This window comes from Streptococcus sp. oral taxon 071 str. 73H25AP, from assembly GCF_000146755.1.
Taxonomy (GTDB): Bacteria; Bacillota; Bacilli; order Lactobacillales; family Streptococcaceae; genus Streptococcus; species Streptococcus oralis_T.
The window spans coordinates 323,603-346,410 of the sequence record NZ_GL397254.1; the positions used below are offsets into that span (position 1 = coordinate 323,603).

Annotated in this window: 22 protein-coding genes; 21 read left to right on the forward strand and 1 reads right to left on the reverse strand. The window is 41.6% G+C overall.

Features of this window, described 5'->3' with window-relative positions; genetic code table 11:
- Positions 1-14 precede the first annotated feature (14 nt).
- The 5 genes from HMPREF9189_RS03915 (at position 15) to HMPREF9189_RS03935 (ending at position 4,236) form a co-directional block, all read left to right on the forward strand.
- A complete protein-coding gene (locus HMPREF9189_RS03915) occupies positions 15-854 on the forward strand; it encodes a carbohydrate ABC transporter permease (protein ID WP_001183243.1) in 840 nt (279 codons plus the stop codon).
- Between the two features lie 272 nt (positions 855-1,126).
- Positions 1,127-1,579, forward strand: coding sequence for a YhcH/YjgK/YiaL family protein (locus tag HMPREF9189_RS03920; protein WP_000575449.1), 453 nt, complete (start codon positions 1,127-1,129; stop codon positions 1,577-1,579).
- Positions 1,580-1,599: 20 nt separating this feature from the next.
- Positions 1,600-2,244, forward strand: coding sequence for a YesL family protein (locus HMPREF9189_RS03925; protein WP_000057500.1), 645 nt, complete (start codon positions 1,600-1,602; stop codon positions 2,242-2,244).
- A gap of 172 nt (positions 2,245-2,416) precedes the next feature.
- Positions 2,417-3,334: a dihydrodipicolinate synthase family protein gene (locus HMPREF9189_RS03930; RefSeq protein ID WP_001281481.1), complete on the forward strand. Its 918-nt coding sequence runs from the start codon at positions 2,417-2,419 to the stop codon at positions 3,332-3,334.
- 17 nt (positions 3,335-3,351) lie between these two features.
- A complete protein-coding gene (locus HMPREF9189_RS03935) occupies positions 3,352-4,236 on the forward strand; it encodes an ROK family protein (protein WP_000150254.1) in 885 nt (294 codons plus the stop codon).
- Between the two features lie 15 nt (positions 4,237-4,251).
- Here HMPREF9189_RS03935 and HMPREF9189_RS03940 read toward each other — a convergent pair whose 3' ends face one another.
- On the reverse strand, positions 4,252-5,103 hold the full coding sequence (locus HMPREF9189_RS03940; RefSeq protein ID WP_001039486.1) for a MurR/RpiR family transcriptional regulator: 852 nt from the start codon (positions 5,101-5,103) through the stop codon (positions 4,252-4,254).
- A gap of 256 nt (positions 5,104-5,359) precedes the next feature.
- Between HMPREF9189_RS03940 and pbp2b the strand changes: the two genes are divergently transcribed.
- The 16 genes from pbp2b (at position 5,360) to HMPREF9189_RS04020 (ending at position 22,760) form a co-directional block, all read left to right on the forward strand.
- Positions 5,360-7,402 carry a penicillin-binding protein PBP2B gene (gene pbp2b / locus HMPREF9189_RS03945; RefSeq protein ID WP_001224833.1) on the forward strand — a complete coding sequence of 681 codons (2,043 nt, stop codon included), beginning with the start codon at positions 5,360-5,362 and terminating at the stop codon, positions 7,400-7,402.
- Between the two features lie 10 nt (positions 7,403-7,412).
- On the forward strand, positions 7,413-8,009 hold the full coding sequence (gene recR / locus HMPREF9189_RS03950; protein WP_000966754.1) for a recombination mediator RecR: 597 nt from the start codon (positions 7,413-7,415) through the stop codon (positions 8,007-8,009).
- Between the two features lie 175 nt (positions 8,010-8,184).
- Positions 8,185-9,228, forward strand: coding sequence for a D-alanine--D-alanine ligase (locus HMPREF9189_RS03955; RefSeq protein WP_000814661.1), 1,044 nt, complete (start codon positions 8,185-8,187; stop codon positions 9,226-9,228).
- 83 nt (positions 9,229-9,311) lie between these two features.
- Positions 9,312-10,685 (forward strand): UDP-N-acetylmuramoyl-tripeptide--D-alanyl-D-alanine ligase, encoded by a 1,374-nt coding sequence (gene murF, locus HMPREF9189_RS03960; RefSeq protein WP_000778738.1) that lies wholly within the window; start codon positions 9,312-9,314, stop codon positions 10,683-10,685.
- Complete coding sequence (locus HMPREF9189_RS03965; protein ID WP_000994198.1) at positions 10,672-11,283, forward strand: NUDIX hydrolase; 612 nt, start codon at positions 10,672-10,674, stop codon at positions 11,281-11,283. Before murF ends, HMPREF9189_RS03965 begins: the two co-directional genes overlap by 14 nt.
- 195 nt (positions 11,284-11,478) lie before the next feature.
- Positions 11,479-12,183: a TIGR02206 family membrane protein gene (locus HMPREF9189_RS03970; protein WP_001055273.1), complete on the forward strand. Its 705-nt coding sequence runs from the start codon at positions 11,479-11,481 to the stop codon at positions 12,181-12,183.
- A 233-nt stretch (positions 12,184-12,416) separates the two neighbouring features.
- Positions 12,417-13,787 (forward strand): cell division protein FtsA, encoded by a 1,371-nt coding sequence (gene ftsA / locus HMPREF9189_RS03975; protein WP_000196341.1) that lies wholly within the window; start codon positions 12,417-12,419, stop codon positions 13,785-13,787.
- A 16-nt stretch (positions 13,788-13,803) separates the two neighbouring features.
- Positions 13,804-15,060 carry a cell division protein FtsZ gene (ftsZ, locus tag HMPREF9189_RS03980; protein ID WP_000144258.1) on the forward strand — a complete coding sequence of 419 codons (1,257 nt, stop codon included), beginning with the start codon at positions 13,804-13,806 and terminating at the stop codon, positions 15,058-15,060.
- A gap of 3 nt (positions 15,061-15,063) precedes the next feature.
- Positions 15,064-15,735, forward strand: a complete 672-nt coding sequence (locus HMPREF9189_RS03985; protein ID WP_001049620.1) for a YggS family pyridoxal phosphate-dependent enzyme — start codon at positions 15,064-15,066, stop codon at positions 15,733-15,735.
- 9 nt (positions 15,736-15,744) lie between these two features.
- Positions 15,745-16,275, forward strand: a complete 531-nt coding sequence (locus HMPREF9189_RS03990; protein ID WP_000053368.1) for a cell division protein SepF — start codon at positions 15,745-15,747, stop codon at positions 16,273-16,275.
- Positions 16,275-16,535 carry a YggT family protein gene (locus HMPREF9189_RS03995; RefSeq protein ID WP_000576499.1) on the forward strand — a complete coding sequence of 87 codons (261 nt, stop codon included), beginning with the start codon at positions 16,275-16,277 and terminating at the stop codon, positions 16,533-16,535. The genes HMPREF9189_RS03990 and HMPREF9189_RS03995 overlap by 1 nt, the downstream gene beginning before the upstream one ends.
- Complete coding sequence (locus tag HMPREF9189_RS04000) at positions 16,532-17,323, forward strand: RNA-binding protein (RefSeq protein ID WP_000217811.1); 792 nt, start codon at positions 16,532-16,534, stop codon at positions 17,321-17,323. Before HMPREF9189_RS03995 ends, HMPREF9189_RS04000 begins: the two co-directional genes overlap by 4 nt.
- Before the next feature lie 8 nt (positions 17,324-17,331).
- Entirely contained in the window at positions 17,332-18,126 is a 795-nt protein-coding gene (locus HMPREF9189_RS04005) for a DivIVA domain-containing protein (RefSeq protein WP_001123186.1), read from the forward strand.
- A gap of 253 nt (positions 18,127-18,379) precedes the next feature.
- Complete coding sequence (ileS, locus tag HMPREF9189_RS04010) at positions 18,380-21,172, forward strand: isoleucine--tRNA ligase (RefSeq protein WP_000768032.1); 2,793 nt, start codon at positions 18,380-18,382, stop codon at positions 21,170-21,172.
- A gap of 328 nt (positions 21,173-21,500) precedes the next feature.
- A complete protein-coding gene (locus HMPREF9189_RS04015; protein ID WP_000856373.1) occupies positions 21,501-21,881 on the forward strand; it encodes a hypothetical protein in 381 nt (126 codons plus the stop codon).
- Positions 21,882-22,067: 186 nt separating this feature from the next.
- On the forward strand, positions 22,068-22,760 hold the full coding sequence (locus HMPREF9189_RS04020) for a phosphoglycerate mutase (protein ID WP_000240123.1): 693 nt from the start codon (positions 22,068-22,070) through the stop codon (positions 22,758-22,760).
- Positions 22,761-22,808: the final 48 nt, after the last annotated feature.

The window sequence follows — 22,808 nt, forward strand, 5'->3', positions numbered from 1 at the left end:
GAAAGGAGACAGTTATGCAACCTACACAAAAGAAACCTTTAACAGCTTTCACTGTTATTTCAACGATTATCTTGCTCTTGTTGACCGTACTGTTCATCTTTCCATTCTACTGGATCTTGACAGGGGCCTTCAAATCACAGCCTGATACCATTATGATTCCGCCACAGTGGTTCCCTAAAATGCCAACCATGGAGAACTTCCAACAACTCATGGTGCAAAACCCTGCTATGCAGTGGATGTGGAACTCTGTATTTATTTCATTAGTAACTATGTTCTTGGTTTGTGCAACCTCTTCTCTAGCAGGTTATGTATTGGCTAAAAAACGTTTCTATGGTCAGCGCATTCTTTTTGCAGTCTTTATCGCTGCCATGGCTCTTCCAAAACAAGTTGTCCTTGTACCATTGGTACGTATCGTCAACTTCATGGGAATTCACGATACTCTTTGGGCAGTTATCTTGCCTTTGATTGGATGGCCATTTGGGGTCTTCCTTATGAAACAATTTAGTGAAAATATCCCTACAGAATTGCTTGAATCAGCTAAAATCGACGGATGTGGTGAGATTCGTACCTTCTGGAGCGTAGCCTTTCCTATCGTGAAACCAGGCTTTGCAGCTCTTGCGATCTTTACCTTCATCAATACTTGGAACGACTACTTTATGCAGTTGGTTATGTTGACTTCACGTCAAAACTTGACCATCTCACTCGGGGTTGCGACCATGCAGGCCGAAATGGCAACCAACTATGGTTTGATCATGGCAGGTGCAGCTCTAGCAGCCGTGCCAATCGTAACCGTCTTCCTTGTCTTCCAAAAATCCTTCACTCAAGGGATTACTATGGGAGCGGTTAAAGGTTAAGACCTTGCGAAAATCGAGTTTAAACTACGTCAGCATCGTCTTGCCATACTCAAGTATTATCTGCGGTTAGCTTTCTAGTTTGTTCTTCGATTTTCATTGAGTATAGGAAAAACTGTCTATCAAAATTCAGAAGAATATGTTATAGGCTAAGAGAAATATAGGTTTATAAGTGTCTACAAAATGTTGGGTATTTGCTTACCTTAAAGATTTTGTCAGACACTTATCAACTTAATTTATGATTTTAGTTAACTATCAGAAACGAAGGAAACAGTATGATTTTTGACGATTTGAAAAACATCACCTTTTACAAAGGGATTCATCCCAATCTGGATAAGGCTATCGACTATCTCTACCAACATCGTAAAGATTCATTTGAGCTAGGTAAGTATGAGATTGACGGGGACAAGGTCTTTCTAGTTGTTCAGGAAAATGTCCTCAATCAAGCTGAAAATGATCAATTTGAACACCATAAGAACTATGCAGATTTGCATTTACTGGTAGAAGGACATGAATATTCGAGCTACGGTTCACGTATCAAAGACGAGGCAGTAGCATTCGACGAAGCGAGTGACATTGGTTTTGTCCATTGTCATGAAAAATACCCACTCTTGTTGGGCTATCACAATTTTGCGATTTTCTTTCCAGGAGAACCACACCAGCCAAATGGCTACGCAGGGATGGAAGAAAAGGTTCGCAAATATCTCTTTAAAATTTTGATTGATTAAAAGAATCAGGAGGAGCAAACATGGCACAAAAAGGAGTAAGCCTTATCAAGGCAGCATTTGATACAGATAATTTTCTCATGCGTTTCAGTGAGAAGGTCTTGGATATCGTCACAGTCAATCTTCTTTTTGTCGTCTCTTGTTTGCCCATCGTGACGATTGGAGTGGCGAAAATCAGCCTTTACGAGACCATGTTTGAGATTAAGAGAAGCAGACGGGTACCAGTCTTTAGAACTTATCTAAGAGCCTTCAAGCAAAATCTGAAACTGGGTTTCAAGTTAGGTTTGCTGGAGTTAGGCATTGTGTCATTAAACCTTCTAGACCTCTATCTCTTCTGGGGACAGACTGCTTTGCCTTTCCAGATTGTGAAAGCTATTTGTTTGGGGATTCTCATCTTCCTCACTCTCGTGATGCTGGCTAGTTATCCCATCGCTGCCCGCTATGATTTGTCTTGGAAAGAAGTGCTGCAAAAAGGGCTTATCTTGGCAAGTTTTAACTTTCCATGGTTCTTCCTCATGTTAGCCATTCTCTTTCTTATTGTGATGGTTCTTTATCTATCCGCCTTCACTCTCCTTTTGGGTGGATCGGCCTTTATCCTCTTTGGATTTGGTTTGCTAGTCTTTCTCCAAGCAGGATTGATGGAGAAAATCTTCGCTAAATACCAGTAGGATGAGGTGTTTCTGAAACTACTTTCAATCGTTACAGTTTCTAAAATACAAGTAGAAACTAAAATCTAAGTGTATACAAGATATTGAAAGCGATTTTCACAAGGTGTATACTAAACTTGTAAAAAATAGAACTGCTCTCAGCAGAAAAAAAAGAAATCTTAGGAGAAAATCTATGTCAGATTTGAAAAAATACGAAGGTGTCATTCCAGCCTTCTACGCATGTTATGATGATCAAGGAGAAGTCAGTCCAGAGCGTACGCGTGCCTTGGTTCAATACTTCATTGATAAGGGAGTTCAAGGCCTCTATGTCAACGGTTCTTCTGGTGAATGTATCTATCAAAGTGTAGAGGACCGCAAGTTGATCTTGGAAGAAGTCATGGCAGTTGCTAAGGGCAAATTGACCATCATCGCTCACGTAGCTTGCAACAATACAAAGGATAGTATGGAACTTGCTCGCCACGCAGAAAGTTTGGGTGTAGATGCCATTGCAACGATTCCACCGATTTACTTCCGCTTGCCTGAGTACTCAGTTGCTAAATACTGGAATGACATTAGTGCTGCAGCTCCAAACACAGACTACGTAATTTATAATATTCCTCAGTTAGCAGGTGTTGCTTTGACTCCAAGTCTCTACACTGAAATGTTGAAGAATCCACGTGTTATCGGTGTTAAGAACTCTTCTATGCCAGTTCAAGATATCCAAACCTTTGTCAGCCTTGGGGGAGAAGACCACATCGTATTCAATGGTCCAGATGAACAGTTCCTAGGTGGACGACTCATGGGTGCAAAAGCTGGTATCGGTGGTACTTATGGTGCTATGCCAGAACTCTTCTTGAAACTTAATGAGTTGATTGCTGAGAAAGACTTGGAAACAGCTCGTGAATTGCAATACGCTATCAATGCAATCATTGGTAAATTGACTGCTGCACATGGAAATATGTACGGTGTCATCAAAGAAGTTTTGAAGATCAATGAAGGTTTGAACATTGGTTCAGTTCGTTCACCATTGACACCAGTGACTGAAGAAGATCGACCAGTTGTAGAAGCAGCAGCGCAATTGATTCGTGAAACCAAGGAGCGCTTCCTCTAATCCATAAGGAGGTATTTATGACACACTACGTTGCAATTGATATTGGTGGAACCAACATCAAATATGGTTTGATTGACCAAGAAGGCCAACTTGTTGAATCGCACGAAATGCCAACAGAGGCGCATAAGGGTGGACCCCATATCTTACAAAAGACCAAAGATATCGTAGCCAGCTATTTAGAAAAAGGCCCAGTAGCAGGTGTTGCTATTTCTTCAGCGGGAATGGTGGATCCTGACAAGGGTGAAATCTTCTATGCTGGCCCGCAAATCCCTAACTATGCAGGAACCCAGTTCAAGAAGGAAATCGAGACTAGCTTTTCGATTCCTTGTGAAATTGAAAATGATGTCAACTGTGCAGGTCTTGCTGAGGCAGTATCTGGTTCAGGTAAGGGAGCGAGTGTCATACTTTGCTTGACCATTGGAACAGGTATCGGTGGTTGCTTGATTATGGATGGGAAAGTCTTCCATGGATTTAGCAATTCGGCCTGCGAAGTCGGTTACATGCACATGCAGGATGGAGCTTTTCAGGATCTTGCTTCTACGACAGCCTTGGTAGAGTATGTAGCAACAGCTCATGGAGATCCAGTTGACCAGTGGAATGGCCGACGCATTTTCAAGGAAGCTACTGAAGGGAACAAGATCTGTATGGCTGGCATTGACCGCATGGTAGACTATTTAGGAAAAGGTCTGGCAAATATTTGCTACGTTGCCAATCCAGAAGTGGTCATTCTCGGTGGCGGTATCATGGGGCAAGAAGCTATCCTCAAACCGAAAATTCGCACAGCCTTGAAGGCGGCCTTGGTACCAAGCCTAGCTGAAAAAACACGATTAGAATTTGCCCATCACCAAAATACAGCAGGAATGTTGGGAGCCTACTATCATTTCAAGACAAAACAATCCTAGTTTGGTTCAACCAAACTAGGATTTTCTAACGCGTTTTTGTCTACGATAGCCATTGAGTTTTTTATTTTCCCAATAGCTATTAAAGATTTTTTCCTTGCTCTCACGATTGATTTCTAAAAAGTAGGCATAAATCAAATCTGTTAAAAAGAGCATAGGGAGTTGAGCGGAAATACGTTGGATGTAAGAAGATTGGCTATGACTTGCGACTAGGACTGTTTCAGTGTAGGCCTGACAGTCTTTGCTAGGAGAACTGGTAAAGAGAATGGTCTTGGCGCCCATGTCCTTGGCATCCAGCAAACTATCTAGAACGGATTGGGTGGTGCCAGACAGCGAAAAACCTAGCACCAAACAGTTTTCATCCATGATACTGGTCGTCCAAGCAAAGCCATCCCGATCGGTCAAAGCTTCACAGACAACACCTAGACGCATAAAGCGCAGTTTCATCTCACGGGCAATCAGACCAGAACTTCCCGTTCCAAAAAAGTAAACCCGTTCAGCGTCATCGATTAATTGGGCGACGCGTTCCAGTTGTTCTTCGTCAATCAAATCCTGCGTTTGTTCTCGCATGATACTGTAGCTTCTCAAAACACGTTTAGTCAAAGGACTGTGTTTGTGTGAATGGATGTCCTGTTTACTAGCCTGATGCTGGTATTGAAAGATGAATTCTCGGTAGCCTGTAAAACCACACTTTTTGGCAAAGCGAGTCAGAGCTGCTTGGGAGATATGTAATTTCTGGGTAACTTGCTGAGAAGAAAGATCGTCTTGGATCGTATCAGACTGCAAAAAATAGCGAGCGATTTCTTGCTCGAGCTCGGTTAATTCTTCAAAATGGAGATCGATTATGGTTGCGATATCTGGCTTATTCATGAGGCTCCTTTTTATGAGTCAAAGTCTTAAAAGTTAACGCTTTCCTAACTATTACTATCATTATATCATAGAAGGTAGGATAACAAAATAAAAAGGCGTTTTCAGTTGAAAGTCAAAAAATGCTTCGACTTTTCCAAGAGTTTCTCCGTAAAATATGGTACAATGAAAAGTACTGGTCTTCGGTCAAATCCTAGTATTTTTTAGCTGAGATTTATCCGAGAGATCTGCAATTTTTCTAGAAAAGAGTCTTAGTTGTATGAGAAAATTTAATAGCCATTCGATTCCGATTCGGCTTAATTTACTGTTTGCGATTGTTATCCTGCTGTTTATGGCCATAATTGGTCGATTGTTATACATGCAGGTACTGAATAAAGACTTCTATGAAGCAAAGTTGGCATCAGCCAGCCAGACAAGGGTTACAACCAGTTCAGCTCGTGGTCAAATCTACGATGCAACAGGCAAACCCTTGGTAGAAAACACACTCAAGCAAGTTGTTTCTTTCACACGAAACAATAAGATGACGGCAGCAGAGTTAAAGGAGACGGCTAAAAAACTGCTGACATATGTGAATGTCACTTCCCCTGATCTGACGGATCGCCAGATTGCGGACTACTACTTGGCGGACCAGGATATTTACAAAAAAACAGTCGAATCCTTGCCAAGCGATAAACGCCTAGATTCAGATGGGAACCGCTTATCTGAAGCGACTCTCTACAATAATGCAGTTGAAAGTATTGACGTGAGTCAACTCAATTATACAGATGACCAGAAAAAGGAAATCTATCTCTTTAGTCAGCTCAATGCCGTTGAAAATTTTGCGACGGGCACCATTTCTACGGATGCCTTGAATGATACCCAAGTTGCTCTCGTTGCATCAGCATCCAAGGAATTACCAGGGATTAGTATTTCAACTTCATGGGATCGGAAAGTCCTAGACACTTCTTTGTCTTCAATTGTAGGTAGTGTATCAAGTGAAAAATCAGGTCTTCCAGCGGAGGAAGTGGACGCTTATTTGAAAAAAGGGTATTCTCTCAATGACCGAGTGGGAACTTCCTATCTTGAAAAGCAATATGAAGATGTTCTTCAAGGCAAACGCTCCGTCAAGGAAATCCACCTCGACAAACACGGGAATATGGAAAGTGTAGAAAATGTCGAAGAAGGAAGCAAAGGAAACAACATCAAACTAACGATTGACCTAACTTTTCAGAATGGTGTAGATGATCTACTCAAGAGCTACTTCAACTCAGAGTTGGGTAACGGTGGAGCCAAATACTCTGAAGGAGTCTACGCTGTAGCCCTCAATCCTAAAACCGGTGCAGTTCTAGCGATGTCGGGTGTCAAGCATGATGTCGAATCCGGTGAATTAAGTTCAGATTCGCTTGGAACGATAACCAATGTCTTTGTTCCAGGATCTGTCGTTAAGGCGGCAACCCTTAGCTCTGGTTGGGAAAATGGGGTCTTGTCAGGCAATCAAACCTTGACAGATCAGCCGATTGTTTTCCAAGGTTCGGCTCCGATCAATTCATGGTATACCTTATCCTATGGCTCCTTCCCTATCACAGCAGTTGAAGCTTTGGAGTACTCTTCTAATACCTACATGGTTCAGACTGCGCTAGGGATCATGGGACAGTCCTACCAGCCAAATATGATAGTCGCAACTGATCAGTTAGAGACTGCAATGGGCAAATTGCGATCAACTTTTGGGGAATATGGACTCGGAGCTTCAACGGAGATTGACCTCCCAGATGAATCTACAGGATTTACACCAAAAGAGTTTGATTTGGCCAACTATATTAATAACGCCTTTGGCCAGTTTGATAACTACACACCTATGCAGTTAGCCCAGTATGTCGCAACCATTGCAAACAATGGCGTACGATTGGCTCCTCACATCGTTGAGGGAGTTTATGGAAACAATGAACAAGGTGGCTTAGGTAATCTAGTTCAAGAAACAGCCACCAAGGAACTGAACAAGATCAATATCTCAGAAGCGGATATGGCCCTCTTGCACCAAGGTTTCTATCAAGTTTCGCATGGAACGAGCGCTCTGACAACTGGTCGTGCCTTTTCAAATGGCGCAGCCGTTTCCATAAGCGGGAAAACGGGGACGGCCGAAAGTTATGTTAATGGCGGTCAAAAGGCCAATAATACCAACGCAGTTGCTTATGCTCCGTCCGATAATCCTCAAATCGCGGTCGCAGTCGTCTTTCCTCATAACACCAATCTAACAAATGGTGTCGGACCTTCAATTGCGCGTGATATCATCAATCTTTATAACCAACAACATCCAATGAATTAGAAAGGAACTTATGCTGTATCCAACACCTATTGCCAAGTTAATTGATAGCTATTCGAAGCTTCCAGGTATCGGGATCAAAACGGCTACTCGTCTCGCCTTCTATACCATTGGAATGTCTGATGACGATGTCAATGAATTTGCAAAAAATCTCCTTTCTGCTAAGAGAGAGTTGACCTATTGTTCCATCTGTGGTCGCTTGACAGATGATGATCCTTGCTCGATCTGTACAGATCCGACTCGTGACCAGACAACCATCTTGGTGTTAGAGGATAGTCGCGATGTGGCTGCTATGGAAAATATCCAAGAATACCACGGACTCTATCATGTCTTGCATGGACTCATTTCTCCGATGAATGGTATCAGCCCAGACGATATCAATCTCAAGAGCCTTATGACTCGTCTCATGGATAGTGAGGTTTCAGAGGTGATCGTGGCAACCAATGCGACAGCAGATGGCGAAGCGACATCTATGTATCTCTCTCGTTTGCTTAAGCCAGCTGGTATCAAGGTTACTCGTCTAGCACGAGGTCTAGCCGTGGGAGCAGATATCGAGTATGCGGATGAGGTCACACTCTTACGAGCCATTGAAAATCGGACAGAGTTGTAAGTGTAGACCAATTTACTAACTCCATTCATCTATACAAAAAATCAAGGAGGCCGACTTTGTTTTTATCGGTCTCTTTTTATGTTTTTTGAAGATCAGTATTAGCTTCAAGTTTTAAAAAAAAAGTAAATATGATATACTAAAGAACGAATATTCTATTAGAATTAGGACAAGTAATATGAAACAAACGATTATTCTTTTATACGGCGGACGCAGTGCAGAACGTGAAGTGTCTGTATTGTCAGCTGAAAGTGTCATGCGTGCGGTCAACTACGACCGTTTCACAGTCAAGACTTTCTTTATCAGCCAGTCAGGTGACTTTATCAAAACGCAAGAATTTAGCCAGACTCCAGGTCAAGAGGATCGTCTCATGACCAATGCGACTATTGACTGGGACAAGAAAATAGCGCCAAGTGCCATCTACGAAGAAGGTGCAGTAGTCTTTCCGGTCCTTCATGGTCCGATGGGAGAAGACGGTTCTGTTCAAGGATTTTTAGAAGTTTTGAAAATGCCTTATGTCGGCTGTAATATCTTGTCATCTAGTCTTGCCATGGATAAAATCACCACCAAGCGAGTTCTAGAATCTGTCGGAATTGCTCAAGTTCCTTATGTGGCCATCGTCGAAGGTGATGATGTGACTGCTAAAATCGCTGAAGTTGAAGAAAAATTGACTTATCCAGTCTTCACGAAACCGTCAAACATGGGTTCCAGTGTCGGTATTTCTAAGTCTGAAAACCAAGAGGAACTCCGTCAAGCCTTGGAACTCGCCTTCCAATATGACAGTCGTGTCTTGGTTGAGCAAGGAGTGAATGCCCGTGAAATCGAGGTTGGTCTCTTGGGGAACTACGATGTCAAGAGCACTTTGCCAGGTGAAGTGGTCAAGGATGTTGCTTTTTATGACTATGATGCCAAGTATATTGACAACAAGATTACCATGGACATACCGGCTAAAATCAGTGATGATGTGGTAGCTGTCATGCGTCAAAATGCAGAAACTGCCTTCCGTGCGATTGGTGGTCTCGGTCTATCTCGTTGCGATTTCTTCTATACAGATAAGGGCGAGATTTTCCTAAACGAGCTCAATACCATGCCAGGTTTCACCCAATGGTCTATGTATCCACTACTGTGGGACAATATGGGAATCAGCTATCCAGAACTAATCGAGCGTTTAGTTGACCTTGCCAAGGAAAGTTTTGACAAGCGCGAAGCACATTTGCTATAAAAATGAAAGAGAGGGTAGAAGCCCGAACCTTCACTGTAGGTGATGAGAGTTCTCGGACTTCACCCCTTTTTAAAGGAGTAGAAATGAAATTAACAATCCATGAAGTCGCCCAAGCTGTTGGAGCTAAAAATGATGTTAGTCTTTTTGAGGATACCTGGTTAGAAAAAGCTGAGTTTGACAGTCGTTTGATTGGGACGGGAGATTTGTTTGTGCCCCTCAAGGGAGCGCGTGATGGCCACGATTTTATCGAAACAGCTTTTGAAAATGGTGCAACAGTAACCCTGTCTGAGAAAGAGGTTGCAAATCATCCCTACATTCTAGTAGACGATGTGTTGTCTGCCTTTCAAGCCCTCGCAGCCTACTATCTTGAAAAAACGGCTGTTGATGTCTTTGCGGTTACGGGTTCAAATGGAAAAACGACGACCAAGGATATGTTGGCGCATTTACTGTCAACAACCTACAAGACCTACAAAACTCAGGGCAATTACAATAACGAGATTGGCCTTCCCTACACAGTTCTCCACATGCCTGAAGGAACAGAAAAGTTGGTCTTGGAGATGGGGCAGGATCACTTGGGGGATATCCATCTCTTGTCTGAATTGGCTCATCCTAAGACAGCCATCGTGACCCTGGTTGGAGAGGCTCATTTGGCCTTTTTCAAAGATCGTTCGGAGATCGCTAAAGGGAAAATGCAAATTGCAGACGGTATGGCACCAGTTTCTTTGCTTTTGGCACCAGCTGACCCGATTATAGAGGACTACTTGCCTACAGATAAAAAGGTGGTCCGTTTTGGGTCAGGAGCTGAGTTAGAAGTCACAGACTTGATTGAGCGCAAGGATAGTCTGACATTTAAGGCGAATTTTTTAGGACAAGCCCTCGATTTGCCAGTGACTGGTAAGTACAATGCCACCAATGCTATGATTGCTGCTTATGTGGGTCTACAAGAAGGAGTTTCAGAGGAACAGATTCGTCAGGCTTTCCAGAACCTAGAATTGACGCGTAACCGCACCGAGTGGAAGAAAGCAGCCAATGGAGCAGATATTCTGTCTGACGTATACAATGCCAATCCCACTGCTATGAAGTTGATTTTGGAGACATTCTCTGCCATCCCAGCCAACGAAGGAGGCAAGAAAATAGCAGTTTTGGCGGATATGAAGGAATTAGGTAGCCAGTCTGTTCAACTCCATAACCAGATGATTTTGAGCCTCTCGCCAGATGTGTTGGATACCATTATTTTCTACGGAGAAGACATTGCCGAATTGGCACAACTGGCTAGTCAAATGTTCCCAATCGGCCATGTTTTTTATTTCAAGAAAACAGCCGACGAGGACCAATTTGAAGATCTAGTCAAGCAGGTTAAGGAAAGCCTCGGTGCCAATGACCAAATTTTGCTCAAAGGCTCTAACTCCATGAATCTAGCCAAGTTGGTAGAAAGTTTAGAAAATGAATGCAAGTGATTTTGCCAAGTATCTGCAAAGAATGCTAGCCATTACGGATACTGGATTAACCTTTACAAAAGATCCGTTTGACCGTGAGCGCTACGAAGACTTGCGAAGTCTGTTATCTGAAATGTTGAATCAGGTATCAGACCTCGATGAAGAAGAAGTGGCAGAAGTCATGAAACCGACTTCCGCTTATGCAACTCCTCTGATGGACGTCCGTGCTTGGATTGTTGAGGATGAAAAAGTCTGTTTAGTTAGAGGAAAAGGGGAGGATAGTTGGGCTTTGCCAGGTGGTTTTGGTGAAGTCGGCTATTCTCCAACCGAAAATATTCTTAAAGAAATTGAAGAAGAAACCGGCTTTACAGCAAAAGCTGAAAGGTTACTTGCAGTTTTTGATACCAATCGTTTCCAACTACAGAGCAAACAATATGCAAAGTTTGTCTTTGAATGTAAGCTTCTTGATGGACAATTTCAAGAGAATCAAGAAATTGCTGAGCTTCAATTTTTTGCCATTGACCAATTGCCAGTCTTATCTGAAAAACGCATCACCAAGGAGCAAATGGAGATTCTTTGGCAGGTTTATAAAGGACAAAGATACCAATATGTTGATTAGTTTATGCTAGAGAAGTCGACAAATCAAAAAAGGGTATCTGCAAGGTGCATTTCTGCAATACAAATGATATAATAGGTTGCGAATTTAAGACGCAAGTATTCTATGCATGGCATGGAATCAAGTTTTTCAAAAAATTTAAAAGCTGGGGAAAGTGAATTTTTTACTGCCTCTAGCTAGATGAACGAGGAATAGAATATGAATTTGTGGGAACAATTATTTACCACACAGATATCAGAACCGCCCCAGTTTGAACTCCACTGGTACATTGGTTTGTTATGTTTACTGGCTCTTACTTTCTATGCTTCTTATCGTTTTCGTGATAAAGTGGCTTACCAGCGTTTTATTCAGATCCTTCAGTCTCTTCAACTGATTGTTCTGTATAGCTGGTATTGGGGGAATCAAATGCCCTTATCAGAAAGTTTGCCCTTCTATCATTGCCGTATCGCCATGTTTGTTATGCTATTGATACCAGGAACTTCCAAGTACAAGCAATACTTTGCCCTTCTAGGAACTTTTGGAGCAACCGTTGCTCTGGCATACCCACTCTTTGACCCTTATCCGTTTCCGCATGTGACCATCCTGTCCTTTATCATCGGGCACGTGGCACTTTTGGGGAATGCGCTCCTATACTTGTTTAAGAATTATGAAGCTTCCGTGCTCAACTTCAAAAATGTAGCGGTGATTACCTTCACCTTGAACGCTTTGATATGGGTTGTTAATTTAGTTGTCAGTGGGGATTATGGTTTCTTAACGAGACCGCCACTTGTTGGAAATCACGGACAACTTTTGAATTACCTTATTGTTTCGAGCGTTATCGTGATAGCAATTTGCGTAACAGCAAAATTGCTAGAGATTTTTTTACAGCAAAAATCGGAAGAATTTATTCAAGAGAAGGTCTAAAAAGACCTTCTTTTTTTGATGGGTTATAAATATTATCGAATTGTTGACAAGAACATCAAAAACTTTTTCCAGAAGAAAAATTTTCTAATATTTTCTCAAAAAACATGCAGGAAATTTACGAAAAACTAAGCATGATTAGTTTTTTTGTGTTATAATATTCTTTGAATAGCTATGCCCAAACATAGTTATTAAATAGAAGTGAGAAACTTGGAAGATAGAGAGGATGCGATGTAATGACTAGAGATGGTTTTTTTACAGGCTTAGATATCGGAACTAGCTCCATTAAGGTGTTAGTTGCTGAGCATAGAGATGGCGAAGTAAATGTAATTGGTGTTAGTAATGCCAAAAGTAAAGGTGTAAAAGACGGAATTATTGTTGATATTGAAGCGGCTGCTTCGGCAATCAAATCCGCAATCACACAGGCAGAAGAGAAAGCAGGCATTTCTATCAAGTCTGTCAACGTTGGTCTTCCAGCAAATCTTCTGCAGGTCGAACCAACACAAGGAATGATTCCTGTAACATCAGATACAAAAGAAATCACAGATCAGGATGTTGAAGATGTTGTTAAATCAGCTTTGACAAAGAGCATGACTCCTGATCGTGAAGTGATTACCTTCATTCCTGAAGAGTTCATCGTGGATGGTTTCCAAGGAATCCGTGACCCTCGTGGTATGATGGGTGTCCGTTTGGAAATGCGTGGTCTGCTTTACACAGGTCCTCGTACGATTCTACACAATCTTCGCAAGACGGTCGAACGTGTAGGTATCCAGGTTGATAATGTGATTATTTCACCTTTGGCGATTGTGAACTCGGTTCTCAATGAAGGCGAACGTGAATTTGGTGCGACTGTCATTGACATGGGTGGAGGTCAGACTACTGTAGCGACTATCCGAAACCAAGAATTGCAATTCACCAACATCTACCAAGAAGGTGGAGATTACGTTACAAAAGACATCTCTAAAGTCTTGAAAACATCTCAAAAGATTGCAGAAAGTTTGAAACTGAACTATGGTGAAGCTTATGTTCCGCTAGCAAGTAACGAAACTTTCCAAGTTGAAGTAATTGGCGAAGTAGAGCCTGTTGAAGTGACAGAAAGCTACTTGGCAGAAATTATCTCAGCACGCATCAAACATATCTTTGACCAAATCAAACAAGAGTTGGAAAGAAGACACTTGTTAGATCTGCCAGGGGGTATCGTCCTTATCGGTGGAAATGCAATTTTGCCGGGCGTTGTTGAATTAGCCCAAGAAGTATTTGGTGTTCGAGTAAAACTCTATGTTCCAAATCAGGTTGGAATTCGCAACCCTGCATTTGCTCACGTGATTAGTTTATCTGAGTTTGCTGGTAAATTGACTGAAGTCAATCTTCTTGCTCAAAAAGCAGTTAAAGGAGATGAATTCCTTCGTCAAAAACCAATCAACTTTGGCATTCCAAATCAACGTTTGAATCCTGTGGCGCAACCAAGCCCAACACAGACAACTCCAGTTGAAACTGTACAGGAAACTCCAGTTGCTCCCAAGGAAGAATTCCAAGCAAGTTCTCAAAGTAAACCGAAGCTAACAGAACGTTTCCGTGGTTTAATCGGAAGCATGTTTGATGAATAAAAGAGGATAAGAAATTATGACATTTTCATTTGATACAGCAGCAGCTCAAGGCGCAGTTATTAAGGTAATTGGTGTCGGTGGTGGTGGTGGTAACGCCATTAACCGCATGGTTGACGAAGGTGTTGCTGGTGTAGAATTTATCGCAGCTAACACTGATGTACAAGCACTTAGCAGTACGAAAGCAGAAACCGTTATCCAACTTGGTCCCAAATTGACTCGTGGTTTGGGTGCTGGAGGTCGTCCAGAAGTTGGACGTAAAGCTGCAGAAGAAAGCGAAGAAGCTTTGACGGAAGCAATCAGCGGTGCAGACATGGTCTTCATCACTGCTGGTATGGGTGGTGGATCTGGTACAGGTGCTGCCCCTGTTATTGCACGTATCGCTAAAGATCTTGGTGCTCTTACAGTTGGTGTCGTGACACGTCCTTTCGGATTTGAAGGAAGCAAACGTGGTCAGTACGCTGTAGAAGGAATCAATGAACTTCGCGAGCACGTTGATACTTTGTTGATTATCTCTAACAACAACTTGCTTGAAATTGTTGACAAGAAAACACCGCTTCTTGAAGCTCTTAGTGAAGCAGATAACGTTCTTCGCCAAGGTGTTCAAGGGATTACTGACTTGATCACGAACCCAGGATTGATTAACCTTGACTTTGCTGACGTGAAGACTGTAATGGCAAACAAAGGGAATGCCCTTATGGGTATCGGTATTGGTAGTGGTGAAGAGCGCGTTGTTGAAGCAGCTCGTAAAGCAATTTACTCTCCACTTCTTGAAACAACTATCGATGGCGCCGAAGATGTGATTGTCAATGTTACTGGTGGTCTTGATTTAACTTTGATTGAAGCAGAAGAAGCTTCAGAAATTGTCAATCAAGCAGCTGGCAAAGGTGTAAACATCTGGCTTGGAACATCTATCGACGAAAGCATGAAGGATGAAATCCGTGTGACTGTTGTAGCGACAGGTGTTCGTCAAGAACGACTAGAAAAAGTAGTCGGGTCTGCTACCAACCAACCAGTTGGTCGACCATCAACTAAAACTCCACAAGCACACACATTTGACCGTCAATTCGACTTGGAAGAGACAGCAGAACTGCCTAAATCAAGTCCACGTCGCTTTGAAACCAACCAAGCATCTGCTTTTGGAGATTGGGACTTGCGCCGTGAGTCAATTGTTCGCCAAACAGATCCCGTTGTTTCACCAGTTGAACGCTTTGAAACACCAGTTTCACAAGATGAGGATGAATTGGATACACCTCCATTCTTCAAAAATCGTTAATCAATGAATTTGAAAAAAAACACTGAATTAGTTTTTCAGCAAATTGCTGATGCTAGTCAAAAAGCCAACCGTAATCTAGATGCTGTTTCAGTAATCGCAGTGACAAAATATGTAGATGTACAAACAGCGGAAGCCTTGCTTCCACTTGGCATCCATCATATCGGTGAAAATCGAGTTGATGAATTTTTAGAAAAATATCAGGCCTTGAAAGATTACCCAGTCACTTGGCATTTAATAGGAACACTACAGAGACGGAAAGTAAAAGAAGTAATCCCATATGTGGATTACTTTCATGCTTTAGACTCCCTAAAGTTAGCACAGGAAATTCAAAAGAGAACAGATCATGTTATCAAGTGTTTCTTGCAGGTTAATATTTCTGGGGAAGAAAGCAAGCATGGGTTTTCAAAAGAAGAATTGCTAGAACTTTTGCCAGAATTGGCTAAGTTAGATCAGATTGAGTATGTTGGTTTAATGACCATGGCTCCTTTTGAGGCAGGCAGTGATGAATTGAAAGAAATTTTCAAGGATACGCAGGCTCTGCAAGCAGAAATTAGAGAAAAACAAATCCCTAATATGCCGATGACAGAGCTAAGTATGGGAATGAGTCGTGATTTTAAAGAAGCGATTCAGTTCGGCTCAACCTTTGTTCGAATCGGTACAGCATTTTTTAAATAGGAGAGAGCTATGTCTTTAAAAGATAGATTCGATAAATTTATAGATTATTTTACAGAAGATGGAGAAGAAACGACTAACTACCAGACTCAACAAGAGGAAACAGTTAGCCCAGCCATCTCATCTTCTAAAGAATTACCAGCATCTGCTCAGCCGGGATCAGTAAAAGATGCGAATATTACTCGCCTCCATGCTCGTCAACAAGAGTTGGCAAAGCAAAACCATCACTCAGATGAGAAAGTGACGATTGATGTTCGTTATCCAAGAAAGTATGAGGATGCAACTGAGATTGTTGATTTGTTAACTGGAAATGAAAGCATCTTGATTGATTTTCAATACATGACAGAAGTACAAGCGCGCCGCTGCCTTGATTACTTGGACGGAGCCCGTCACGTCTTGGCTGGAAATATGAAAAAAGTTGCGAGTACGATGTATCTATTGACGCCTGTCAACGTTATCGTGAATATTGAGGATATCAAACTTCCAGACGAATCACAAGGTGCCGAGTTCGGCTTTGATATTAAACGAAATAGAGCAAGATAATGATTTTCTTAATCCGTTTAATTCAAAATGCAGTTAGCATTTACTCCATCATTCTCGTTGCATTTGCTCTTCTTTCATGGTTTCCAAATGCCTATGAAAGTCAACTAGGTCGCTTAGTCATCAGACTTGCTCGTCCAGTTATCGAGCCACTTCGTAAGCTCAATTTACAGTTTGCTGGTCTTGATTTTACGGTTTGGGCCGCGTTGATTCTGATCCAGTTTCTTGGAAATATCTTAACACGACTAGTACTATTACTATGACAGTAAATCGAGCTATTTATCAGCATTTTTCCCAGGATGATATTCCCTTTATTGATAAGGGTTTAGAGTGGATCAAGCGGGTAGAAGATACATATGCACCAGTGCTTACTCCTTTTATCAATCCCCATCAGGAACAGATCTTGAGGGTGCTAGCTGGGACATATGGACTGGGTTGCCAAAGTAGTGGTGATTTTCTTCCGACGGAGTCGGTTCGAGTTCTTCTCTATCCAGATTACTTTGAACCGGAGATATCAGACTTTGAAATGACCTTGTTAGAAATTTGCTATCCGAGCAAGTTTGAACAGCTGAGCCATGGAAAAATATTGGGAACAATCATCAACCAGCTAGGAATTGACCGTAAATTATTTGGTGATATCTTGGTAGATGAAAAGAGAGCACAGATTTTTGTCAATCGTGATTTTATTCCTCTTTTTCAGGATGGAATAAGAAAGATTGGCAGACTTCCTGTATCGCTGGAGGAACGTCCTTTTACCGATAGGATTATATCTAAAATTGACTTTAGAGAACGAGAAATTTTAGTTTCGAGTTTTCGATTGGATGCCCTCTTATCAAGTGCCTTGAAATTATCTAGAAATCAAACCAGTCAACTAATTGAGAAAAAATCTGTCCAGGTAAACTATCATCTGGTTGAAAAATCTGATTACCAGGTTGCCGTTGGGGATTTGATCAGTGTGAGAAAGTTTGGTCGTCTAAAAGTTGTCAAAGACAATGGACAGACAAAAAAAGACAAGATAAAATTAAGCATTCAATTATTATTAAGTAAGTGAGGAAAAGTATGCCAATTACATCGTTAGAAATTAAAGATAAAACCTTTGGTACAAGATTTAGAGGTTTTGACCCAGAAGAAGTAGATGAATTTCTTGATATCGTTGTTCGTGACTATGAAGATTTGGTTCGTAGTAATCACGACAAAGAGACACACATCAAGAGTTTGGAAGAACGTTTGTCTTACTTTGATGAGATGAAAGATTCCTTGAGTCAGTCAGTTTTGATTGCTCAAGATACTGCGGAGCGTGTCAAACAGGCTGCTCAAGAACGTTCGAACAATATTATTCAACAAGCTGAACAAGACGCTCAGCGTTTGCTAGAAGAAGCAAAATACAAGGCAAATGAAATTCTCCGTCAGGCAACAGATAATGCTAAGAAAGTGGCTGTTGAGACAGAAGAGTTGAAGAACAAGAGTCGTGTATTCCATCAACGCCTCAAGTCTACGATTGAAAGTCAATTGGCTATTGTTGAGTCATCAGATTGGGAAGACATTCTTCGCCCAACAGCGACGTATCTTCAAACAAGCGATGAAGCCTTTAAAGAAGTGGTGGGTGAAGTTCTTGGTGAGACTATTCCTTCTCAACCAGAGGAAGAGCCAATTGATATGACTCGTCAATTCACACCAGAAGAGGTTGCTGAGTTGCAAGCTCGCATCGAGGCTGGAAATAAAGAATTGGCTGAGTTTGAAGCTCAACAAAATCAACATACAGATGAAAGTGAACAACATGAAGAGTCAGTTGACGTAGAAACTACTGCAGCAACTGAGGAAGATGCAAACAAAGAATCTGTTCTTATCCTATAAAAGTAAATGTGAGAACAAAATCTAACCAACTAAATTTTCAGCGAGCGGGAGATGGTGTGAGCCCTGCAATCCCTAGTCGTTAGATTATCCTCTCAACGAATCCAGTCTGAAAACAGTAAGACTGGACGTTCCCCACGTTACGGGAAAAGAGGAAAAGAGACACTGTCTTTTTTCGAACAAAGGTGGTACCACGATTTTCGTCCTTTTTGGAAGTCGTGGTTTTTAATTTGTTAATATTTATAAAGGAGATACCATGAAACTCAAAGATACCCTTAACCTTGGGAAAACAGCTTTCCCAATGCGAGCAGGACTTCCTACCAAAGAGCCACTCTGGCAAAAAGAATGGGAAGATGCAAAACTTTACCAACGTCGTCAAGAATTGAACCAAGGAAAACCGCATTTCACCTTGCATGATGGCCCTCCATACGCGAACGGAAATATCCACGTTGGACATGCTATGAACAAGATTTCTAAAGATATTATTGTTCGTTCTAAGTCTATGTCAGGATTTTATGCTCCTTATATCCCAGGTTGGGATACACATGGTTTGCCAATCGAGCAAGTCTTGGCAAAACAAGGTGTGAAACGTAAAGAAATGGACTTGGTTGAGTACTTGAAACTTTGCCGTGAGTATGCTCTTTCTCAAGTAGATAAACAACGAGAAGACTTTAAACGTTTGGGTGTTTCTGGTGACTGGGAAAATCCTTATGTGACCTTGACTCCAGACTATGAAGCGGCTCAAATCCGTGTCTTTGGTGAAATGGCTAAGAAAGGCTATATCTACCGTGGTGCCAAGCCAGTTTACTGGTCTTGGTCTTCTGAGTCAGCGCTTGCCGAAGCGGAAATTGAATACCATGATTTGCTTTCAACTTCCCTTTACTATGCTAACCGCGTTAAAGACGGAAAAGGTGTGCTAGATACGGATACTTATATCGTCGTATGGACAACTACACCATTTACTATCACAGCATCTCGTGGTTTGACAGTTGGAGCAGATATTGATTATGTATTGGTACAACCAGCTGGCGAATCTCGTAAGTTTGTGGTTGCTTCAGAATTACTGGATAGTCTTTCTGAGAAATTTGGCTGGGCTGATGTTCAGGTCTTGGCGACCTACCGTGGTCAAGAATTGAATAAAATTGTGACAGCTCACCCATGGGATACAGCTGTAGATGAGTTGGTGATCCTCGGTGACCACGTTACGACTGACTCTGGTACTGGTATTGTCCATACAGCCCCTGGTTTTGGTGAGGACGACTACAATGTCGGTGTTGCTAACAGCCTTGAAGTTGCTGTAACAGTTAACGAACGCGGTATTATGATGGCCAATGCTGGCTCTGACTTTGAAGGTCAATTCTATGACAAGGTTGTACCAACTGTTATCGAAAAACTGGGTGATTTGCTCCTTGCTCAAGAAGAAATTTCTCACTCATATCCATTTGACTGGCGTACTAAGAAACCAATCATCTGGCGTGCTGTTCCACAATGGTTTGCCTCAGTTTCAAAATTCCGCCAAGAAATCTTGGACGAAATTGAAAAAGTGAAATTCCACTCAGAATGGGGTAAAGTACGTCTTTACAACATGATCCGTGACCGTGGCGACTGGGTTATCTCTCGTCAACGTGCTTGGGGTGTTCCACTTCCAATCTTCTATGCTGAAGATGGTACAGCAATCATGACAGCTGAAACGATCGAGCACGTGGCTCAACTCTTTGAGGAACACGGTTCTATCATCTGGTGGGAGTGTGATGCTAAGGATCTCTTGCCAGAAGGATTCACCCATCCAGGTTCACCAAATGGCGAGTTCAAGAAAGAAACAGATATCATGGACGTTTGGTTTGATTCAGGTTCATCATGGAATGGAGTAGTGGTCAACCGTCCAGAACTCAAATACCCAGCAGACCTTTATCTTGAGGGTTCTGACCAGTATCGTGGTTGGTTCAACTCTTCACTCATCACATCTGTTGCCAACCATGGCGTAGCGCCATACAAACAAATCTTATCACAAGGATTTGCCCTTGACGGTAAAGGTGAAAAGATGTCTAAATCTCTTGGGAATACCATTGCTCCAAGTGATGTTGAAAAACAATTTGGTGCGGAAATCTTGCGCCTCTGGGTAACAAGTGTTGACTCAAGCAACGACGTGCGTATCTCTATGGATATCTTGAGCCAAGTCTCTGAAACTTACCGTAAGATCCGTAACACACTTCGCTTCTTGATTGCCAATACATCTGACTTTAACCCAGCTCAAGACGCAGTGGCTTACGATGAGCTTCGTTCTGTTGACAAGTACATGACCATTCGCTTTAACCAGCTTGTGAAGACCATTCGTGATGCTTATGCTGACTTTGAATTCTTAACCATCTACAAGGCCTTGGTGAACTTTATCAACGTTGACTTGTCAGCCTTCTACCTTGATTTTGCCAAAGATGTTGTCTACATTGAAGGTGCCAAATCACTCGAACGCCGTCAAATGCAAACAGTCTTCTATGACATTCTTGTGAAAATCACCAAACTCTTGACACCAATCCTTCCTCACACTGCGGAAGAAATCTGGTCATATCTTGAGTTTGAAGCAGAGGAATTCGTTCAATTGTCAGAATTACCAGAAGCTGAAACTTTTGCCAACCAAGAAGAAATCTTGGATACATGGGCAGCCTTCATGGACTTCCGTGGACAGGCTCAAAAAGCCTTGGAAGGAGCTCGTAATGCAAAAGTAATCGGTAAATCACTTGAAGCCCACTTGACAGTTTATCCAAATGAAGTGGTGAAAACTCTTCTTGGAGCATTGGATAGCAATGTAGCTCAACTTTTGATCGTGTCAGAATTGACTATTGCAGAAGGACCAGCTCCAGAAGGCGCAGTTAGCTTTGAGGATGTAGCCTTCACAGTTGAACGCGCTGCAGGTGAAGTATGTGACCGCTGCCGTCGTATCGATCCAACTACTGCTGAACGTAGCTACCACGCAGTTATCTGTGACCACTGTGCAAGTATCGTAGAAGAAAACTTTGCGGATGCTGTCGCAGAAGGATTTGAAGCGAAATAATCAGAAAGAGACTGATAAAGGTCGTTAAAATCATAAAAAACGCATAATATCAAGAGTTCAAGTGCTTTGATATTATGCGTTTTCTCATGGGAAAATTTACTAGTCCATTTCTTCAAATGAAGTTCTTCCTGGCCTGTCCGTGTAGATAATTAACATAATCAACTATTCAGTTTTCTCATAATTTTATATTTCTACTAATTATAAAGAGACTATAGAACTTAAAATTATTTTTTGAAAATCAATATTTATTATAAAATTTTATAAGATTGTTTAATTTTTAGATAAATTATGATAGAATAATACCTATAAAAATTTTAAGGAGATTATTATGAAAACAAATACACTTGCTCGTGTCAACGCTATTTTTGGTCTTATTTCAGGAATTATATTGCTTTTAGCGCCAGTTATCATGTTTATCATGGCTGTTGGAGCTGCTGCGGCAACTGAAGACGCAGATGTAACAGTTGGGACATTGACAGGGCTCTCAATTATTTTGTTATTGGTTAAAATTGCTGTTTTAGTATTGGGAATTGTGGCTATTGTGTATTATAAAGATGATGAACGTGTTACGAATGCACCTTCTGTCTTGCTCATTGTAGGTGGTGCGGTCGGCTTGATTCCATTTTTAGGATGGGTAGGTGGAATTCTAACCATTATTGGTGGTTCACTTTACTTTGGAACATTGAAAAAATTTGTAATTGAAGAGTAGTAGTTTTCCAATTATTTTTTGGGGACTATTTCATCGTCTATCGAGAACAATTATGATAGTGTGATAAAGAGAAGACTGATAAGCTCTTCTCTTTTTAGTTGATTTTAACTAGCTTTTTTGTGAAAAATTGTGTAAAATAGAATAGATAAACGAGGGTTACCTCGGAAAATAAAAGGAGAACTTCTAATGGTAAAATTAGTTTTTGCTCGCCACGGTGAGTCTGAATGGAACAAAGCAAACCTCTTCACTGGTTGGGCTGACGTAGACCTTTCTGAAAAAGGAACACAACAAGCAATCGACGCTGGTAAATTGATTAAAGAAGCAGGAATTGAGTTTGATATTGCTTTCACATCAGTTTTGACTCGTGCTATTAAAACAACTAATTTGGCTCTTGAATATTCAGATCAACTTTGGGTTCCAGTTGAAAAATCATGGCGCTTGAACGAACGTCACTACGGTGGTTTGACTGGTAAAAACAAAGCTGAAGCTGCTGAACAATTTGGTGATGAGCAAGTTCACATCTGGCGTCGTTCATACGATGTATTGCCTCCTGCAATGCCTCATGATGACGAATACTCAGCACACACTGACCGTCGTTACGCTTCACTTGACGACTCAGTCATTCCAGATGCTGAAAATTTGAAAGTGACTTTGGAACGTGCCCTTCCATTCTGGGAAGATAAAATCGCTCCAGCACTTAAAGATGGTAAAAACGTATTCGTAGGAGCTCACGGTAACTCAATCCGTGCCCTTGTAAAACACATCAAACACTTGTCAGATGATGAAATCATGGGTGTAGAAATCCCTAACTTCCCACCATTGGTATTCGAATTCGACGAAAAATTGAACGTTGTAAAAGAATACTACCTTGGAAAATAATCTATAAACAGAAAGCCTAGGATTCCTAGGCTTTTTGTTTTTGCTTCT

Bases quoted from the DNA above. Each gene is read 5' to 3' on its own strand.
- HMPREF9189_RS03915 (WP_001183243.1), top strand. From the start codon at position 15: ATGCAACCTACACAAAAGAAACCTTTAACAGCTTTCACTGTTATTTCA.
- HMPREF9189_RS03920 (WP_000575449.1), top strand. From the start codon at position 1,127: ATGATTTTTGACGATTTGAAAAACATCACCTTTTACAAAGGGATTCAT.
- HMPREF9189_RS03925 (WP_000057500.1), top strand. From the start codon at position 1,600: ATGGCACAAAAAGGAGTAAGCCTTATCAAGGCAGCATTTGATACAGAT.
- HMPREF9189_RS03930 (WP_001281481.1), top strand. From the start codon at position 2,417: ATGTCAGATTTGAAAAAATACGAAGGTGTCATTCCAGCCTTCTACGCA.
- HMPREF9189_RS03935 (WP_000150254.1), top strand. From the start codon at position 3,352: ATGACACACTACGTTGCAATTGATATTGGTGGAACCAACATCAAATAT.
- HMPREF9189_RS03940 (WP_001039486.1), bottom strand. From the start codon at position 5,103: ATGAATAAGCCAGATATCGCAACCATAATCGATCTCCATTTTGAAGAA.
- pbp2b (WP_001224833.1), top strand. From the start codon at position 5,360: ATGAGAAAATTTAATAGCCATTCGATTCCGATTCGGCTTAATTTACTG.
- recR (WP_000966754.1), top strand. From the start codon at position 7,413: ATGCTGTATCCAACACCTATTGCCAAGTTAATTGATAGCTATTCGAAG.
- HMPREF9189_RS03955 (WP_000814661.1), top strand. From the start codon at position 8,185: ATGAAACAAACGATTATTCTTTTATACGGCGGACGCAGTGCAGAACGT.
- murF (WP_000778738.1), top strand. From the start codon at position 9,312: ATGAAATTAACAATCCATGAAGTCGCCCAAGCTGTTGGAGCTAAAAAT.
- HMPREF9189_RS03965 (WP_000994198.1), top strand. From the start codon at position 10,672: ATGAATGCAAGTGATTTTGCCAAGTATCTGCAAAGAATGCTAGCCATT.
- HMPREF9189_RS03970 (WP_001055273.1), top strand. From the start codon at position 11,479: ATGAATTTGTGGGAACAATTATTTACCACACAGATATCAGAACCGCCC.
- ftsA (WP_000196341.1), top strand. From the start codon at position 12,417: ATGACTAGAGATGGTTTTTTTACAGGCTTAGATATCGGAACTAGCTCC.
- ftsZ (WP_000144258.1), top strand. From the start codon at position 13,804: ATGACATTTTCATTTGATACAGCAGCAGCTCAAGGCGCAGTTATTAAG.
- HMPREF9189_RS03985 (WP_001049620.1), top strand. From the start codon at position 15,064: ATGAATTTGAAAAAAAACACTGAATTAGTTTTTCAGCAAATTGCTGAT.
- HMPREF9189_RS03990 (WP_000053368.1), top strand. From the start codon at position 15,745: ATGTCTTTAAAAGATAGATTCGATAAATTTATAGATTATTTTACAGAA.
- HMPREF9189_RS03995 (WP_000576499.1), top strand. From the start codon at position 16,275: ATGATTTTCTTAATCCGTTTAATTCAAAATGCAGTTAGCATTTACTCC.
- HMPREF9189_RS04000 (WP_000217811.1), top strand. From the start codon at position 16,532: ATGACAGTAAATCGAGCTATTTATCAGCATTTTTCCCAGGATGATATT.
- HMPREF9189_RS04005 (WP_001123186.1), top strand. From the start codon at position 17,332: ATGCCAATTACATCGTTAGAAATTAAAGATAAAACCTTTGGTACAAGA.
- ileS (WP_000768032.1), top strand. From the start codon at position 18,380: ATGAAACTCAAAGATACCCTTAACCTTGGGAAAACAGCTTTCCCAATG.
- HMPREF9189_RS04015 (WP_000856373.1), top strand. From the start codon at position 21,501: ATGAAAACAAATACACTTGCTCGTGTCAACGCTATTTTTGGTCTTATT.
- HMPREF9189_RS04020 (WP_000240123.1), top strand. From the start codon at position 22,068: ATGGTAAAATTAGTTTTTGCTCGCCACGGTGAGTCTGAATGGAACAAA.